Genomic DNA, 16,135 nt, shown 5'->3' with positions numbered 1-16,135 from the left:
AAAGCAATGCGGTGCATGCGTTACGCGCAGAAGGGAAGGGTTTAGGAGCGTGCAATGTAATGTTATAAAGCACATTATGAATTGTTCCGGGGTACGCCCCCGCCCCCTTAAGGCCCAAGGTAGCCACCAGGGCTGCAATATCCCAGCAGCGCACCCCGCCCCCGGGGGGAAACTACCTCCCCAAAATGAAAACCCGCTGCAGCAATGGGCTGTTGCTGTCGCAAGAATCCACCTAACAGGTCTGCTCTGGATCGCAGGCTCGTAACAGCTGCTTTTTTCTGCTATCTTTAGTCGTATCAAAATGACGGGCGATGAGCAATAACCCCCAGGATGCCAAATTCAAGAAGTGGCTGGATGTCTTACAGCAGGAGAGCTGGCAATTGGAGCTTATCATTTCCGGATTTGCCATCTATGGGTTGTTTGCCATTATCGGCCCCATAGAGCTTGCCGGGATGGAGGCCGACAACGACAACAACCTGTACCGTAAACTGTTGTTTCAGGGGCTGGAAGTTTCCTGGTATATCATTACGATAAATCTTATAGCACATGTAATACTCAGGGGACTGTGGATCGGTGCCATAGGGTTGCGATACGTGTCCGGTGAAATTGATTACGACAAACTGCGTTACAGCCCAAAATTCACCCGTCACCTTCAGCGCCGGGTGGGTTCCTTCGACAACTATGTAGCGACGCTGGAAAAATATTGCAGTGTAATCTTCGCGGTGACATTTTTACTGGTATTTTACCTGCTTGGATTACTAATCCTGGTGTGTTGTTTTACACTGCTGGGATTATGGCTTGATCAGGACGACCTTTCCAATGCCCTGAGGTCCTGGGTCATTATACCCATGATTATTTTTCTGGCCCTGGGGATGATACTGACTTTTATTGACTTTGCTACCCAGGGCTGGCTAAAGCGGATAACATGGATTGCCCGTATCTATTATCCGTTTTATTGGGTGTTTAAATACCTGACCCTCTCCTTTTTATATCGTCCTATGGTCTATAACTTCCTGGACACCCGGTTTGGGAAGCGCCTGAACTGGCTTGTGGTCCCCTTGTACCTGGGAATTGTAATCCTTGCCGGTACCGGCTTCAGCACCTCGAATTATCTGGACCGGAAGTTAAATGCTACGGACTATTCTGCCAGTAAGGCCAATTACCTGGATACCCTGGATGATGAAACCGCTTTTGTGGATCGGGCCTCCATCCCTTCCAAGGTGATATCGGACCCTTACCTGAATGTATTTATCGTATACGGCAGTTCTGTGGAAGACGATGTCTTTTATTTTCAGAAAGACCTGAAGCCTGAGGAAGACCTCAGAGGATTGTATTCTATATTCTCCGAAGGGACCGTAAATGGCCGCAGCAACAAATTGCGCACCTACCTGGAAACCCTGGAAGACATGTACACCCTTTCTGTAGATAGTACAGACTACAAACCGGAGTTGGTTTTTGCCGTGAATGCCCGCAAACAGATGGGATACGAAACCTATCTGGACCTGGCCGGAGTCCCAAGGGGAAAGCACCTGTTACGCGTACAACGCAAAGACCACGATGGCGACAGTATTTATCTCCGGACGATTATACGAATCCCATTTTGGTATTACCCGAATCCCGTACCCATCCAACATATTACTCCATGAAAAACAAGATTTTAGTCCCGATGCTGCTCGCAGTCCTTTGGGTTGGTGCCCAGCCCCAACCCGTTAAGGCCCTGGTGGGGGGCACCCTCATTGACGGGTTTGGCTCTACCCCTATACAGAACAGCGTAATTCTTATAGAAGGGGAGCGTATACGTGCGGTAGGAACGGTAGAAACCCTGTCCATCCCGGAAGGGGCAGAAGTGATCTCAACCGAAGGGATGAGTGTGCTGCCCGGTCTCTGGGATATGCACGTGCACACTATGATTAACGGCCATGCAGACTACGACCATTGGGATAAGACCTACCCACCCCTTTTCGGGGATGTGATTATGCCGTCTTCCGCCCACCAGCTCCTGATGGCCGGGGTAACCAGCGCCCGTGATCTGGGTGCCCCCCTGGAGGAGAGTATTTCGGTGCGGGACCGCATTAACCGGGGGGAGATCCCCGGGGCTACCCTATACGTTTCGGGGCCCTTTATCCAACATCGCCCCTACCCGGGGACGGAGGCCTTTCGGTGGGGGGTTTATGGTGCGGACGACGGCCGAAAGAAGATCCGCCAGCTGGCGCGCGCCGGGGTGGACGTAATCAAGCTGATCGACCAGGACCAGATGAGTATGGAGGAATTGGAAGCCGTGGTCAGCGAGGCCCACAAAGCAGGCCTGAAGGTAGTGGCCCATGGGCATCGGCCGGAAGAAATTCGCCGGGGCCTGCAGGTTGGGGTAGACTGTTTTGAGCACACCGGGCTATCTTCTGCGCCCTACTACCCGGACGACATCATGGAGATGATCCGTGAGCGCACCGCCCAGATGAATAAAGGCCCCCTTTTCTGGTGCCCGACCGTGGAGGGACTTTACAATTACGAATACGTGCGGGACAACCCCGAAAAGCTCGACAACGATTCCTGGCACCTGGGGCTGCCCGACAGTATCATAGCCGATATCCGCCAGAGCTTTGCCCACCCGGACCGCCTGCCCTATTTCCAGCTCACCCCATCCCGCAAACCAACGCTACAAACCAAGGTACAGCAATTGCTGGATGCCGGGGTAGTCCTGCTCATTGGCACGGACAGCGGGATCCCCATGAAATTCCACAGCCAGTCTACCTGGAATGAACTGGACGTGTGGGTGAACGAATTCGGCATCGACCCTATGTATGCCATTCGTTCGGCTACCTACTGGCCCGCCCTGTGGATGGGGGTTGCAGACCAGGTTGGCACCATTACCCCGGGCAAATATGCAGATATCATTGCGGTGGACGGAGACGTGTTGCGTTACATCAGTCTGCTGCAGGATGTAAAGCTGGTTATCAAGCACGGTACCCGCTACAAATAGGCCGGAAGTAGTACCTTTGCAGGCGTATTGGGCGAAGGACAACAAAGGCCTATGTTTAAGATCAGTTACAGGGACGAAGAACACTGGAATACCGGCACGCATTTGCTGGGCGCCCTGCTTGGGGTGGCCGGAGCCGTTTGGATGCTGGGCCGCGTAGAGGCGGGTTCCGTGGCGGCCACAGCGGTTTGGATTTACAGCCTGTCCGTAATCCTGCTCTTCAGCGCCTCGGCCACCTATCATGCCGTGGCACACCCGGCCCGCAAACGCAAATTGCGTATCCTGGACCACATCAGCATTTATTACCTCATTGCCGGCACCTACACCCCCGTAGCCCTGATCACCCTGGCCGATAGCCAGGGCCCCCTGTTACTTTGGTTGGTTTGGGGCCTTGCAGGCCTGGGGACCATCCTTAAACTTTTCTTTACCGGGCGTTTTGAAATCTTTTCCCTCCTGCTCTACCTGATAATGGGCTGGTTGATCGTAATAGACCTGAATGCCCTTTCCGAAGCCATCGGATACTGGGGGAAGTTCTGGCTTATGGGCGGTGGCCTGTTTTATACCCTGGGTATCTTATTTTACGCCATTCGCAAAATCCCGTTCAACCATATGATCTGGCACCTCTTTGTGCTCTGCGGGGCGGCGTGCCACTGGATTCTGATCTGGCGGATTCTTCCGGAATAGACTTAATCCCTAAGGGGTTCATCGTTCGCCGAGATTTGCCCCAGCGTATACCGCATACCCTGAAGCAGGAAAGCCAGAAACTCCGGATTTTCAAAAGCCTGTGCATTATGGGAGGGGGCACTCACAAAGACCCGGCCCTTACCAAACCTTTTGATCCAGGAAACGTAACGCACGGGGTCTGTTACCGGTTGTTTCACCCCGGTCAGGGTGCCGGCATCCATGGCCAGCAGGGGTTTAAACGCCTTTTGGGCATAGGCATTTTTAAAGAAATAGGGTTCGTCGATAAGGGTAAAAGACCCGGAACTGAAGGGGGTCGTGATATTGTGCTGTGGATCCGCCACGCGAAGGGTCATGGGTTGCTGGGGCGGGTGGTAATCGAAACTGCCGCCTGTCATTTCGCTGAAGGCCATCGAGTTTAGTTGCATGGTGGTCCCTCCGTGCAGGAGTACCAACCCGCCGCCCTTGCGCACATAGTCAATCAGGTTGGCTTCCAGGGATGCAGCCCTGGCCCTGCGCTCCGATTCGCTCAGGGTACTGTCTTTGCGGAACACATCGTAAAACATATCCCGGTAATCCCGCTCCGGGCAGGTATTGTTCAGCACCACGGCATCAAACCCGGCCAGTTGGTCTGCTTCGAAATATCCGATGTCCCGGGTGGTGGTACAGGTGGCTACCCCTGAACGCTTTACCAGTATGCGGACTACAGCCTCCGTATGGGGAATGGCCCAGTGCTGGTATCCCGTTGCCAGGGAAAAAATCAGGATGCGTTGGCCTGACTCCCCCGAATCCCCGGGTTCCGGAGCCAGAGCCTCGATCTTGGCCAGCCACTGCGGGGTAAGTTCAAAAGGTTCCAGGTCCTGGGCGGCCAGGCTTGCTGAGAGGAGCAACAGCAACAATCGGAGTCGTAGGGCCATATGATACGAGTTTTTGGATATATCCTCCAAGATACGGCTTCCCGAACAATCGGCTCTGATCAGATCAGGTAGCCCAGGGCCATCCCCAGGATAATCACCCCGAGCTTACGCCAATTAAAGGCATGGCCTTCCGAACTTTCGAAGAGGATTATCGTGGAAACGTGAAGGACAATCCCGATTACCAGGGGCAGGAGGTAGGCATAAGCCGATGCGACCAATGGGTGTGCGCCCAGCAAAGCCCCCAGGGGGGTCATCAGGGCAAAGCACCCGATAAAGCCCCAGGTATGCGTGCGGGGCCACCCTTTACGCAACAGGAACCCGCCAATGATCAGGGTTACAGGAATCTTGTGGACTACAATGCCCCATAAAAATCCCTTGGCATGCATTAAGGGGAGGCCTTCCGACAACGCATGCAGACAAAGGCTGCCAAAAAGCAGCCAGGGAAACGGGCCGTTGCGGCCATGCCCGTGCACGTGCCCGTGTTCGGCCCCCTGGGAGAAGGTTTCCAGTACAATCTGCAGCAGGATGCCCACCCCAACAAACAGCCCGACCGTTCGGGGGGAACCGGAGGCATAGGCTTCCGGCAGCAGTTCGAACAGGGTTACCGCCAGCAGGAAGGCACCGCTGAACGCCAGCAGCAGGGCATAATTGCCCGGGTTGCGCTGTTTAAAGGCGTACAGCCAGGCAAAACTGAGTACCACGGCAAGGACCGGAAGGATAAGGGGCCAGGGGATAGCGTACATGGGAAAATGTTCCCGGTAAAAATAGCGTATTTTTGGGGTTTATGATTCATGTGATATGGCGGGAAATTTCAGGATGGTAGCCAAAACCCTGTACGGGTTTGAGGAGATACTGGCAGGTGAATTGCGGGCCCTCGGGGCTGGGAAGGTGCGCACCGGGGTACGTTGTGCCTTTTTCGAAGGGGATTTAGGCTTTATGTATAAGGCCAACCTGAACCTGCGAACGGCCCTGCGGGTGCTGATGCCCATCCGGGATTTTCGAATCCACCGCCCGGAAGCCCTGTACGACCTGATCCGGGAAACCGACTGGACCCGGTACCTGACCCCGGAGATGACCTTTGTAGTCGACACGGTCCTGCAGAGCGACCTCTATTCCCATTCCCTGTTTGTTTCCCAGAAAGTAAAGGATGCCATTGTGGACCAGATCCGGGAAAAAACCGGCGGGCGCCCCAGCGTTTCCGTGGCCCGGCCGGACCTGCGCATCCACTTGCACATCCAGGGGCAGAATGCCCACTTGTCCCTGGACAGTTCCGGAGATTCCCTCCACCAACGCGGGTACCGGACCATAACCAACAAAGCCCCCTTAAACGAGGTGCTGGCTGCCGGGATGCTCTTGCTGAGCGGATGGCGGGGCCAATGCGACCTGCTGGACCCCATGTGCGGTAGCGGAACGCTGCTGATCGAAGGGGCCATGATTGCCTGCAACATCCCGGCGGGGATCAACCGCAGGCATTTCGGGTTCCAGAGCTGGAGGGACTACGACCCGGCCCTGTTTAAAGTCATCTATGACGCCAGCATCAAAAAGGTCCGGGATTTTCGTTTTCGGATACAGGGGTATGATAAGGCTCCCTCCGCTATTGTCAAAGCCCGGGAAAATGTAAAAAACGCCAACCTGGAGGATTACATCCACCTGGAGCAAACCGATTTCTTCAAAACCGAAAAACAGAGCGATTACCCCCTCCACCTGGTATGCAATCCGCCTTACGGGCAACGGCTAACAGTAGATCCGGTCCATTTTTACAGCCGGGTAGGGGATACCCTGAAACAGCATTACCCCGGAACGGTAGCCTGGTTCCTGCTGGGCGACCCGGAACATGTGAAGCACGTGGGTCTACGCGCTTCCCGAAAAATCAAACTTTATAATGGCAGTATTGAAACCCGCCTGGCCCGGTTCGACATCTATTCGGGCAGTAAAAAAGCGAAATACCAGGATGTTTAGGGGGGTTCACCCGCCTCGGGATCCCGGTTTTTGCTTTTGCGGTACAAGGGAATCAGGTAACTGAGGGTATAATTGAAGCCGGCCCCGAAACTACTCCCTTCCGTAACCCGGTTAAACCCGGGGATCCAGATGTGTGGCATAACGTCTGATTCCTTGCGGCTCACCAGCATCCCTATTCGCACGCTGGCACCCAGGTACAGGTTGGCAAAAAGTTCGGCCTTAACCCCCAGCAACATTTCTACCCAGGCGGCATTTAGCCCGCTCAAATTTTGAGGAGCCCCGGATCCGGCGGGAAATCCTTCAGGGTTCCAGTAGCGGTTACTGTTGTAGAGGGAGTAGGAATCCAGATCTGTGCTAAAGGAGCTGAAACCAACCCGTGCCCCGGCAAAGATGCTGTTATTCATCCCATACCAGTTCTCGTAGGTGTTGTAATCAAAACCGGCCTTCAGGTAACTCCCGCTGCTGGTGAAGGTATACAGGTTCTGTATGTTTACCTGGTCCGTATTGTCCAGCAATTCCGAAACTTCCCAGGATTCATTGCCCAGCTCTGCGGCCAGGTACCACTTGTAGGAAAGCCGGAAATCCCCGGTAAGTTCCAGCCCCTGGTAGGTGTCGTCCAGCAGTCCGCGAACCGGGCGACTCAGGTCCACCCCAACGCGCAGGCCGTATTTCTGGCTGCGACCCAGGCTGTCTGCCCCGGAAGACTCCTGCCCGAAAAGGCCCAGGGGCAGTAAGGCCCCTATCCATATCAGGTTAATGAAAAATCGAGACATGAGCTAGCTGCATATTTGTAACCGAGGGGATATTGACATGTACGCTATCGATCCAGGGGGTGCCATCTGCTTCCAGGGTAGCGCTTAACCCTTCATACTGCCCTACAAAACCACAGGCCCGGGACACATAAACTTCCAGGAGTTCATAATCGAAGTGCAGGGTGTCCGGATTGCCTAGGTCCTGGCCGTCGCTGTCTTCCGAATCCTGGATAAAGGCGAAACTGGTACGCTGGGCATCCAAACGCAGGGGAATCGCGATGGAATCCAGATTGGAGCGGTCTGTAAAGGTGTCTACGGGGTCGGCTTGCCCGGCGCCTACTACCCGGAGCCGGTTTACCGCCATGGGGGTTCCGGGGTTTGCCATATCATAAAACCGGATAACCAGCAAGGGGGTGTCCCCATCCACACAGATATCGTCCTTTTCACACCCCATAAAAAGCGGGAGGGCCAGCAGGGCGAACAAAAAAACAAACATTTTCAGGGCCGTGGCCCTGTACGTTTTCAGGCGCATAGATAAGCAGGTTTTAGGGGGCCTTGCGTTGTAAAAGTACAACATTTTCCACGTGATGGGTGTGGGGGAACATATCCACGGGTTGCACTTCCACCACCCGGTAGGTCTCGTCCATTAAGGCCAGGTCCCTGGCCTGTGTGGCACTATTACAGCTCACATACACAATACGACTGGGGGACAGCTTAAGCAACTGGGCCACTACATCCTTGTGCATCCCGTCCCTTGGGGGGTCTGTGATGACGACGTCGGGCTTCCCGTGTTCGGCCACAAAGGCATCGGTGAACAGGGATTTCATATCCCCGGCAAAAAAGGAGATGTTTTCAATGCCGTTTTCCTTTGCATTGATCCTGGCCGCCTCAATCGCCTCGGGCACGGCTTCAATGCCAACTATGCCCCGGGCCTGACGGGCCACAAACTGGGCGATGGTCCCCAGGCCGGTATACAGATCATACACCCATTCCTCCCCGCTCAGGCCGGCCATGCGTCGCACCACCCGGTACAACTCCAGGGCCTGGCGCGAATTGGTCTGATAGAACGATTTGGGCGTAATACGGAACCGGAGGTCTTCCATGACCTCTGTGATATGTGGCTCTCCATGATAGCAGGTCAGTTCCAGGTCATAGAGGGTGTCGTTGCCTTTTTGGTTGACCACATAATACAGGGATTTGATCTCCGGGAAAGCAGCCACCAGATAATCCAGCAGGGGGTTCCGCCGCTGCGGGTCGTCTTCCCCAAACTGTATCAGCACCATAAAATCCCCGGCATCGGTATTGCGGATCATCAGGGTGCGCAGCAGGCCTTGCTGGCTGCGGGGGTCAAAGAAGCTGTAGCCGTGCTCCAGGGCAAAATTTCGGATGGCCAGGCGAATGTGGTCAGACGGTGCGGCCTGTAAATAGCACTCTTCAAGGTCCAGGATTTTGTCCCACATACCCGGAATATGCAACCCCAGGCCGTTGCGGTGTTCCAGGGGTTTGCCCTGTTCCACTACCCAGGGCTCCAGCCAGCGGTTGCAGGAGAAGGAGAATTCCATTTTATTGCGGTAATGGAAGGTTTCCGGGGCCGGAAGGATAGGCAGGATGTCGGGGAGATCCACCTTCCCGATACGCCTCAGGTTGTTTTCGACCTCCTCCGCCTTGTGCCGCAATTGCTCCTGGTATGCCATATGCTGCCACTTGCAACCCCCGCAGGTACCAAAATGCCTGCATCTGGGGGCGATGCGGTGGGGAGAGGGTTCCAGGACTTCCAGTACCCGGGCTTCGTAAAACCCTTTCCGTTTTTTATAAACCTGGGCCCGGACCGTGTCGCCGGGTACGGCACCCTGTAATAATACCACCCGGCCATCTGGCGCTTTGGCGATGGACTTGCCCCGGCTTCCAGCCCCGGTTACTTGTAGCTTCCCGAATTCCGGAAGGTTTTTTCGTTTACGCATGGCGCAAAAATACGTTCTTTTTTGGGACGCAGCAGGCTGGAAAGCTTCGCATTCAATACATGTTGGGGATACCGCGATCCCGGGGAGAATTTGTACCTTTAGCCCACTTCCCGGATGATTTCTCTCCTTAAGCAGGAATGGTTATGGTTTAATTTGAAAAAGCAACGTTATGTCAGTTGTGGAAAAACAACATTCAGCCGAAGCCATGGCTTTGGAAGCCCGGTACGGGGCTCAAAACTACCACCCGCTGCCCGTGGTACTCAGCAGGGGCGAAGGGGTTTTTGTCTGGGATGTGGAAGGGCGCCGGTATTACGATTTCCTGTCGGCCTATTCCGCGGTAAACCAGGGGCACTGTCACCCGCGTATTGTGGAGGCCCTGACTGCCCAGGCGCAAAAACTTACCCTGACCTCCCGCGCCTTTTACAACGACCAGCTGGGGCGATACGAAAAGTATCTTTGTGAATATTTCGGCTTCGATAAGGTCCTGCCCATGAACACCGGGGCCGAGGCTGTGGAAACCGCCATCAAACTGGCCCGGAAATGGGGGTACGAAAAAAAGGGCATCCCGGCCGGCAAGGCCAAGATCATCGTGTGCCAGAATAATTTTCACGGGCGCACCATCAGCATCATTTCCGCTTCCAACGACCCTGTGGCGACCGAGAATTTCGGGCCGTTTACCCCCGGGATGGTCTCCATCCGGTATAACGACCTGGAAGCCCTGGAGGCAGCTATGGACGAACATGTGGCCGCCTTCCTGGTAGAACCCATTCAGGGGGAAGCCGGGGTTTATGTGCCGGACGACAATTACCTGGAACAGGCGCACAAGATTTGTAAGGCGCACAATGTGTTGCTTATTGCGGACGAGGTGCAGACGGGTATTGCCCGTACCGGCCGTTTGCTGGCCTCCTGTGGGAATTGCAGCTGCCCCAAAGGGCAATGCAGCGGCACGCCCCAGGTTAAACCCGATGTCCTGATCCTTGGGAAGGCTATTTCCGGAGGCGTGTTCCCGGTGTCCGCCGTCCTGGCCCGAAAGGAGATTATGGAAGTCATCCGCCCCGGCAACCACGGTTCTACCTTTGGCGGGAACCCCCTGGCCTGTGCCGTGGCCATGGCTGCCTTAGACGTAGTCCGCGATGAAGACCTGGCCCAACGGGCCCGAAAACTAGGGGAAAAGTTCCGGGCACAGATTGCAGAAATCATTGCCGAAACCCATTGGGTAAGGCTGGTACGCGGAAAAGGCCTGTTGAATGCCATTGTCATAGACGACACCGAAGACAGCTCCACCGCCTGGGAAATTTGCATGGCCCTGAAAGAAAACGGGCTGCTGGCCAAGCCTACCCACGGCAACATTATCCGGTTCGCCCCGCCCTTGGTTATGACGGAGGCAGAGCTGGAGGAATGTGTGGGTATTATCCGCAAGACCCTGCTTGAGTTTAAAAAGCCCTGATATCCTGATTGCCGTTTGCAGGGGAGTTTCCGATCTTGTCTGCGGGCGGGAGGGGGTGCCCCTGTAACCATCCACAAAAAAACCCTGCAGCTTGGCTGCAGGGTTTTTGAATTTGATTGAACCCGGATTAGGAACGCACTTCTTTAATACGTGCCTTTTTCCCGGTGAGCCCGCGGAAGTAGAAGATACGCGCCCGGCGTACTTTTCCGCGTTTGTTGATTTCAATTTTTTGCAGGGCGGGCATGTTGATCGGGAAGATCCGCTCCACACCCACGGTACCGCTCATCTTACGGATGGTAAAGGTTTCGGTAGCTCCGCTGCCGCGCCGCTGAATAACCACTCCGCGGAAGAACTGGGTCCGTGTCTTTTCGCCTTCCTTGATTTCATAGTACACCGTAATGGTATCTCCGGCAGAAAATTCCGGGAAATCTTTCCGGCTGATGAATTCGCTCTCTACAAAATTGATTAAGGATTCCATGTTATCTCATTGAGGTTAATCCGAATCAACATGCACGTACCTCGTCAGAGGTTGATCCGAAATCGTGTGCAAAAATAAGCGATAATTCGCAACCCGCAAGCATTTTCGGAAGATTTTGGAAGGGCTCAGGCCTCATCCAGCAGGTCCGGTCGGCGCTCCCGCGTGCGGTCAAAGGCTTGTTGCTCCCGCCAGGCATCGATCTTGGCGGCATGCCCGCTGGTCAGTACAGGCGGGACTTCCATCCCCTTAAAGACCCTGGGGCGGGTATAGACGGGCGGGGCCAGCAGGTTGTCCTGGAAGGTATCGGTCAGGGCGGAGGTTTCGTCTCCCAGTACCCCGGGTAGCAGGCGCACTATGGCATCACTCAGCACGGCCGCCCCCAATTCCCCGCCGGATAGCACATAATCCCCAATGGAAATTTCACGGGTTACCCACAAATCGCGGATGCGCTGGTCCACCCCCTTGTAGTGCCCGCAGAGGATCAGCAAATTTTCGGTCAGGGAAAGCCGGTTCACCAAAGGTTGCCTCAGGGGCTCCCCATCGGGCGTCATATAGATGATCTCGTCGTAGGAGCGCTGGGCGGTGAGTTCCGTAAGGCATTTATCGATGGGTTCCGCCATAAGGACCATCCCGGCCCCGCCACCAAATGGGTAGTCGTCTACCTGTTTGTAGGCATTGGCGGCATAGTCGCGCAGTTGGTGGAAATGCACTTCCACCAAGCCCTTGTCGATAGCGCGTTGCATAATGGAGGCTGAAAATGGGCTCTCCAGGAGTTCGGGAAGGACGGTAACAATATCGATGCGCATGGACACTACGGGTTGGCGATCCAAAAATAGTGAAAACAATGCGTATCCTTCTGCCACCCCAGGCGCTCATAGAGTTGCCGGGCCGGATTGTCCACAGCGGTTTCCAGGGCCAGGCCTTTTCCGCCCCGTTGCCGGCACCATTGCTGGGCGTAGGTTAGTAAGGCTGCGCCAACACCCTTGCCGCGGGCACCTGGCAGGACAAATAAATCGTTCAGGATATAGACCGGGCAAAGGCTCACCGTGGAAAAAGAAGGATAGAGTTGTGTAAACCCGATGGCTGCATTGCCATCCTGTGCCAGGAATATAGTAGAATCTCCGGCCTGAAGCCGCGCCCGGAGAAAACTGCGGCCGGCCCGTTTATCGGACGGCTGCTTGTAGAACACCCGGTACCCGTCCAGCAGGGGGACCAAGAGGTCCAAATCCTGAAGGGTGGCCTGGGCTATGCGCATCGTGCGGGATTATTTCCCCTTCTTGTATTTGTTGATCTCGTCCTGCAACTGTCGGCTGATGCGTTGCTCCCGCTCCAGTGCCCGGCGCCGGTGGTTTTCGTATTCCAGTTCCAGGTCTGCCAGTTTGGACTTGGCCTCCTGGGTCAGGGTATTGCTGCTGCGGAACCTGTAGATGAAGAAAAACAACAATAGGGTCAGCCCTATGATGATGGTCCACAAGATGATATTATAGGTGGCCTTGGACAACTGGGCCCCGAAGAAGGACATGCTGTCTTTTTCTTCCGTAACCTCCGTAAGCCGGGCCGTGGTGTCCTCCAGCTTCGAATTCAGGTCGGTGATGGTAGCCTGCTGGTTGCTGATGGTAGCCTGCAATTCCGTTGCCCCGCGGCGGGCCGCATTCAGGCTGTCCAGCACATTGTTCCGCAGTTTGTCCAGGGAAATGGCGCGTACCACCTCATATCGCCTGCCCTCCGCACTGTAGTTGCCCGACCGGTCAAAGATATATTCGAACTGGCTTTCAATGGTGCCCCCGTCCAGGGAGGTGTCGTCCGCATCCTGGGCCTGTGCCAGGGTCATTCCGAAAAGTGCCGCAAATAGGAATAAGGTGCTGAATTTCATGGCGGAAAAAACTGGGGTTTTGCGATTCAAGGTGGGGCTAAAGTACTTCATTCGGTGCAATTTCTAAAACATATACGAGGAATTCGCCCGCTTGGTTCATGTCGCCAATACTTTCCGCCAAATCCCCGCAACCCTTAGTAATAGGTATACCGCCGCACTTTGGCAATATACTTGGCCAGGCGGATCACCTGGTGGGCGTATCCGAATTCGTTGTCGTACCAGATGTAGAGTACCAGGCCCTTCCCATCCGGGGCTACCAGGGTGGCCCGGCTGTCGTAAATGGCCGGGGCCGAGGTGCCGATAATATCGGAAGACACCAGTTCGTTGCTCAGGGAATATTTGATCTGTTCCACCAGGTCGCCCTCCAGGGCGTATTTCTTGATAATCGTATTCAGGCTTTCCGCAGTGGTTTTAGTCTTTACTTCCAGATTCAGGATGGCCAGGGAGCCGTTGGGAACCGGAACCCGGATGGCATTGGAGGTGAGCTTGCCTTCCAGGGAAGGCAGGGCTTTGGCCACGGCTTTGCCGGCCCCGGTTTCGGTAATCACCATATTCATCGCGGCCGCCCTGCCGCGGCGGTATTTGCTGTGGATGTTGTCTACCAGATTTTGGTCGTTGGTATAGGCATGGATGGTTTCCAGGTGGCCTTTGCGGATTCCGAGGGAGTCTTCCACCACCTTCAGGATGGGGGTGATGGCGTTGGTGGTACAGGAGGCCGCGGATACGATTTTAGTTTCTTGGGGGTCTACCTCCATATGGTTTACCCCGTGGACCACGTTGGGGATACCTTTCCCCGGGGCGGTTAGCAATACCCTGGAAACCCCTTTGGCCTGCAGGTGGCGTCCCAGGCTCTCCGCATCCCGGAAGGCCCCGGAATTGTCAATCAGCAAGGCATCGGCAATCCCGTATTCCGTATAGTCGATCGCTGCGGGGTCGGAAGCCGAGATCATATGGACCGTGGTCCCGTTAATCTGTAAGGCCGGGATGTCCGGATGCACTTCCACCGTTCCGGAGAAGGGGCCGTGCACGGAATCTGTACGCAGCAGCATGGCGCGTTTCTCCAGGATTTCCTTATCCAGGCTGCCGCGGGTCACCACGGCCCGAAGCCGCAGCTGGCTGCCCTTCCCGGTCTTGGCCATCAGTTCCCGGGCCAGGATGCGCCCGATACGCCCAAAGCCATAGAGGATCACATCCTTGGGGGCAATTTCAGGGGTCTGTGAGGCATCCTTGAGCTTGTCCAGTACAAAGGCCTTGGCGTCGTGGTAATTGCTGTTGTCGTCCGAATGGTATTCGTAGGTGAGTTTCCCGATGTCCAGCTTGGAGGGTGGCATCTGGATGTCCCCTATGGCGCGCAGGATTTCCACCGAATCAAAGATGGAAATGGGTTTTTGCACAAACTGCCCGGCGTATTCATGGAGGTTGATGATCTCACTGACATTCCGGTCAATAATCTGATTTTTGAACAGGACTACCTCAATGGCTTTGTCGTACCAGAGGTCGCTTACGATTTTGATGAATTCGGTGGTCGCTTTCCGGCGGTCTGCCTGGAAGGCCAGCTCCTTTTCATAGCTGTTCGGGCTCATAGGGTAAGGCGTTTGAAATTCGGGGCAAAATTATACATTTCAAACGTTTTCGTAATATAAATTTTCAGAATAATAAAAACCCGCCGGATAGGGCGGGTCATATTGCGAATATCGTAAAGGGCTATTGAAAAATAAAGCGCTCGCGCTGCCCATTTTCGTCCAGCATAGTGATGCTAGTATTGCTGTATCGGGAGATGCGGCTGAAGAGTTCCTGGGCATCCTCGATATTGTTTACCGGCTGCCCGTCCAGGGCCAGGATAATTTTGTCGGTGAGGTCGTAACGGCGGAAGGTCTCGGGTACACCGATCACTTTTACCCCGGAGTTCACCCCGTAGCGTTCCTTATCCCGGTCCGACAGGTTTTTGACGGTAAGCCCCAGGCGCGGAAGCACCGCGGTTTGCCGTTCCCGCACCTCCACGGGTACTACCATTTTGTTGCCGTTGCGCACCAGGGCAACAGCCACGGTATCTCCCGGGCGTTTTGTGGCTATATAGCCCACCAGGTCCGACCATTTTCGAATCCGGACTTCATCGATGCTTCGGATCACATCCCCGCGTTCCAGGCCGGCCCGCTGGGCCCCGGAATCTTCCTCGATGCCGTCTACATAGACCCCGTCAATTTCGTCTATCCCGTTTTTGATGGCGTATTCCGTATCCAGGCGGGGCGATTCGATCCCCAGGATGCCTTTCTGCACATCCCCGTATTCCAGCAGGTCTTCCACGATTTTGCGGGCAATATTGCTGGGTACGGCAAAGGAATACCCGATATAGGAACCGGTCTGGGAAGTGATGGCGGTGTTGATGCCCACCAGCTGGCCCTTGGTGTTGACCAGGGCGCCCCCGCTGTTCCCGGGGTTCACCGCGGCATCGGTCTGTATAAAAGACTGATTGCGCCCCAGGTCGCGGGCCTTGGCACTCACAATGCCCGCGGTTACGGTAGAAGTCAGGTTATAGGGGTTCCCTACGGCCAGGACCCATTCCCCGATGTGTACCTGGTCCGAATCCCCGAAGGTGAGGTAGGGCAGGGGTTCATCCACCTGTATTTTCAAAAGGGCGATATCGGAATTCGGGTCCACTCCCACCACGTTGGCCTCGTAGGTCTTGTTGTTGTTCAGGGTTACGGTCAGTTGGGTGGCCCGGGCAATGACGTGATTATTGGTCACGATGTACCCTTCCGGGGAAATGATAACCCCGGAGCCGGTCCCGACCTGTGGGCGGGCCCGCTCTTCATACCCGTAAAGGAAATCGAACAGGTTTACCGAACCCCGGCTCAGGGTCAGGTTTTTGACGTGCACCACAGCGTTTATGGTGTTTTCAGCGGCATAGGTAAAGTCTACCCCGTCGGCCGCAGCAGTCGCTGCCGGGGAGGCCGTACTGGCCTGCCATACCGGAAGGGCCTCTGAGGCCTCGGCCAGGATGGGCCTATGGGGTTCAAAAAACAAAATATAGGCCCCCAGGGTTATGGCCCCGGAGAGCAGGGCAATGAAAAATAATCCGGCGATTCTTTTCAT

At 55.2% G+C, this 16,135-nt stretch carries 16 protein-coding genes; 5 read left to right on the top strand and 11 right to left on the bottom strand.

Translation table 11 applies throughout. The annotated features are described in order from the left end of the window. Window positions 1-311 precede the first annotated feature (311 nt). From OZ410_RS12650 to trhA, 3 genes are read left to right on the top strand one after another with little or no spacing between them, the layout of a single operon-like run. Window positions 312-1,646 (top strand): hypothetical protein, encoded by a 1,335-nt coding sequence (locus OZ410_RS12650; RefSeq protein WP_277708344.1) that lies wholly within the window; start codon window positions 312-314, stop codon window positions 1,644-1,646. Then, the gene (locus OZ410_RS12645; RefSeq protein WP_277708343.1) at window positions 1,643-2,977 is read left to right on the top strand and encodes an amidohydrolase family protein; all 1,335 of its coding nucleotides are present in this window, start codon (window positions 1,643-1,645) and stop codon (window positions 2,975-2,977) included. Before OZ410_RS12650 ends, OZ410_RS12645 begins: the two co-directional genes overlap by 4 nt. A gap of 51 nt (window positions 2,978-3,028) precedes the next feature. After that, a complete protein-coding gene (trhA, locus tag OZ410_RS12640) occupies window positions 3,029-3,658 on the top strand; it encodes a PAQR family membrane homeostasis protein TrhA (RefSeq protein ID WP_277708342.1) in 630 nt (209 codons plus the stop codon). 2 nt (window positions 3,659-3,660) lie between these two features. On the opposite strand, the gene OZ410_RS12635 is transcribed toward trhA, so the two are convergent. After that, window positions 3,661-4,572 (bottom strand): ThuA domain-containing protein, encoded by a 912-nt coding sequence (locus tag OZ410_RS12635; RefSeq protein WP_277708341.1) that lies wholly within the window; start codon window positions 4,570-4,572, stop codon window positions 3,661-3,663. 59 nt (window positions 4,573-4,631) lie between these two features. Beyond that, window positions 4,632-5,315, bottom strand: coding sequence for a ZIP family metal transporter (locus OZ410_RS12630; RefSeq protein WP_277708339.1), 684 nt, complete (start codon window positions 5,313-5,315; stop codon window positions 4,632-4,634). Between the two features lie 73 nt (window positions 5,316-5,388). Here OZ410_RS12630 and OZ410_RS12625 point away from each other — a divergent pair, with 73 nt between their 5' ends. Then, a complete protein-coding gene (locus tag OZ410_RS12625; protein WP_277708338.1) occupies window positions 5,389-6,531 on the top strand; it encodes a THUMP domain-containing class I SAM-dependent RNA methyltransferase in 1,143 nt (380 codons plus the stop codon). Here OZ410_RS12625 and OZ410_RS12620 read toward each other — a convergent pair. From OZ410_RS12620 to rlmD, 3 genes are read right to left on the bottom strand one after another with little or no spacing between them, the layout of a single operon-like run. Next, the gene (locus OZ410_RS12620; protein WP_277708337.1) at window positions 6,528-7,304 is read right to left on the bottom strand and encodes a DUF6048 family protein; all 777 of its coding nucleotides are present in this window, start codon (window positions 7,302-7,304) and stop codon (window positions 6,528-6,530) included. The genes OZ410_RS12625 and OZ410_RS12620 overlap by 4 nt on opposite strands. Continuing rightward, window positions 7,285-7,815: a DUF6452 family protein gene (locus OZ410_RS12615; RefSeq protein WP_277708336.1), complete on the bottom strand. Its 531-nt coding sequence runs from the start codon at window positions 7,813-7,815 to the stop codon at window positions 7,285-7,287. Before OZ410_RS12615 ends, OZ410_RS12620 begins: the two co-directional genes overlap by 20 nt. A gap of 13 nt (window positions 7,816-7,828) precedes the next feature. Further along, the gene (gene rlmD / locus OZ410_RS12610; protein ID WP_277708335.1) at window positions 7,829-9,244 is read right to left on the bottom strand and encodes a 23S rRNA (uracil(1939)-C(5))-methyltransferase RlmD; all 1,416 of its coding nucleotides are present in this window, start codon (window positions 9,242-9,244) and stop codon (window positions 7,829-7,831) included. A 169-nt stretch (window positions 9,245-9,413) separates the two neighbouring features. On the opposite strand from rlmD, the gene rocD reads away from it, so the two are divergent. Then, the gene (gene rocD / locus OZ410_RS12605; protein ID WP_277708334.1) at window positions 9,414-10,691 is read left to right on the top strand and encodes an ornithine--oxo-acid transaminase; all 1,278 of its coding nucleotides are present in this window, start codon (window positions 9,414-9,416) and stop codon (window positions 10,689-10,691) included. A gap of 127 nt (window positions 10,692-10,818) precedes the next feature. On the opposite strand, the gene rplS is transcribed toward rocD, so the two are convergent. The 6 genes from rplS to OZ410_RS12575 all read right to left on the bottom strand — a co-directional run bounded on the left by rplS (window position 10,819) and on the right by OZ410_RS12575 (window position 16,135). Further along, entirely contained in the window at window positions 10,819-11,169 is a 351-nt protein-coding gene (gene rplS, locus OZ410_RS12600; RefSeq protein WP_277708333.1) for a 50S ribosomal protein L19, read from the bottom strand. 125 nt (window positions 11,170-11,294) lie between these two features. Then, the gene (trmD, locus tag OZ410_RS12595) at window positions 11,295-11,975 is read right to left on the bottom strand and encodes a tRNA (guanosine(37)-N1)-methyltransferase TrmD (RefSeq protein ID WP_277708332.1); all 681 of its coding nucleotides are present in this window, start codon (window positions 11,973-11,975) and stop codon (window positions 11,295-11,297) included. 5 nt (window positions 11,976-11,980) lie between these two features. Beyond that, window positions 11,981-12,424: a GNAT family N-acetyltransferase gene (locus OZ410_RS12590; protein ID WP_277708331.1), complete on the bottom strand. Its 444-nt coding sequence runs from the start codon at window positions 12,422-12,424 to the stop codon at window positions 11,981-11,983. A gap of 9 nt (window positions 12,425-12,433) precedes the next feature. After that, window positions 12,434-13,042, bottom strand: coding sequence for a tRNA (guanine-N1)-methyltransferase (locus tag OZ410_RS12585; protein WP_277708330.1), 609 nt, complete (start codon window positions 13,040-13,042; stop codon window positions 12,434-12,436). 134 nt (window positions 13,043-13,176) lie between these two features. Continuing rightward, the gene (locus tag OZ410_RS12580) at window positions 13,177-14,625 is read right to left on the bottom strand and encodes a glyceraldehyde-3-phosphate dehydrogenase (RefSeq protein WP_277708329.1); all 1,449 of its coding nucleotides are present in this window, start codon (window positions 14,623-14,625) and stop codon (window positions 13,177-13,179) included. A gap of 121 nt (window positions 14,626-14,746) precedes the next feature. Next, window positions 14,747-16,135 carry a trypsin-like peptidase domain-containing protein gene (locus OZ410_RS12575; RefSeq protein ID WP_277708328.1) on the bottom strand — a complete coding sequence of 463 codons (1,389 nt, stop codon included), beginning with the start codon at window positions 16,133-16,135 and terminating at the stop codon, window positions 14,747-14,749.

Source organism: Robiginitalea aestuariiviva, from assembly GCF_029537735.1.
Taxonomy (GTDB): domain Bacteria; phylum Bacteroidota; class Bacteroidia; order Flavobacteriales; family Flavobacteriaceae; genus Robiginitalea; species Robiginitalea aestuariiviva.
Note: the sequence above shows the minus strand (reverse complement) of the source record. Positions and strands in the feature narration are given on the sequence as shown.

Coding starts and splice junctions, on each gene's coding strand:
- OZ410_RS12650 (WP_277708344.1), top strand. CDS start 312: ATGAGCAATAACCCCCAGGATGCCAAATTCAAGAAGTGGCTGGATGTC.
- OZ410_RS12645 (WP_277708343.1), top strand. CDS start 1,643: ATGAAAAACAAGATTTTAGTCCCGATGCTGCTCGCAGTCCTTTGGGTT.
- trhA (WP_277708342.1), top strand. CDS start 3,029: ATGTTTAAGATCAGTTACAGGGACGAAGAACACTGGAATACCGGCACG.
- OZ410_RS12635 (WP_277708341.1), bottom strand. CDS start 4,572: ATGGCCCTACGACTCCGATTGTTGCTGTTGCTCCTCTCAGCAAGCCTG.
- OZ410_RS12630 (WP_277708339.1), bottom strand. CDS start 5,315: ATGTACGCTATCCCCTGGCCCCTTATCCTTCCGGTCCTTGCCGTGGTA.
- OZ410_RS12625 (WP_277708338.1), top strand. CDS start 5,389: ATGGTAGCCAAAACCCTGTACGGGTTTGAGGAGATACTGGCAGGTGAA.
- OZ410_RS12620 (WP_277708337.1), bottom strand. CDS start 7,304: ATGTCTCGATTTTTCATTAACCTGATATGGATAGGGGCCTTACTGCCC.
- OZ410_RS12615 (WP_277708336.1), bottom strand. CDS start 7,815: ATGCGCCTGAAAACGTACAGGGCCACGGCCCTGAAAATGTTTGTTTTT.
- rlmD (WP_277708335.1), bottom strand. CDS start 9,244: ATGCGTAAACGAAAAAACCTTCCGGAATTCGGGAAGCTACAAGTAACC.
- rocD (WP_277708334.1), top strand. CDS start 9,414: ATGTCAGTTGTGGAAAAACAACATTCAGCCGAAGCCATGGCTTTGGAA.
- rplS (WP_277708333.1), bottom strand. CDS start 11,169: ATGGAATCCTTAATCAATTTTGTAGAGAGCGAATTCATCAGCCGGAAA.
- trmD (WP_277708332.1), bottom strand. CDS start 11,975: ATGCGCATCGATATTGTTACCGTCCTTCCCGAACTCCTGGAGAGCCCA.
- OZ410_RS12590 (WP_277708331.1), bottom strand. CDS start 12,424: ATGCGCATAGCCCAGGCCACCCTTCAGGATTTGGACCTCTTGGTCCCC.
- OZ410_RS12585 (WP_277708330.1), bottom strand. CDS start 13,042: ATGAAATTCAGCACCTTATTCCTATTTGCGGCACTTTTCGGAATGACC.
- OZ410_RS12580 (WP_277708329.1), bottom strand. CDS start 14,625: ATGAGCCCGAACAGCTATGAAAAGGAGCTGGCCTTCCAGGCAGACCGC.
- OZ410_RS12575 (WP_277708328.1), bottom strand. CDS start 16,135: ATGAAAAGAATCGCCGGATTATTTTTCATTGCCCTGCTCTCCGGGGCC.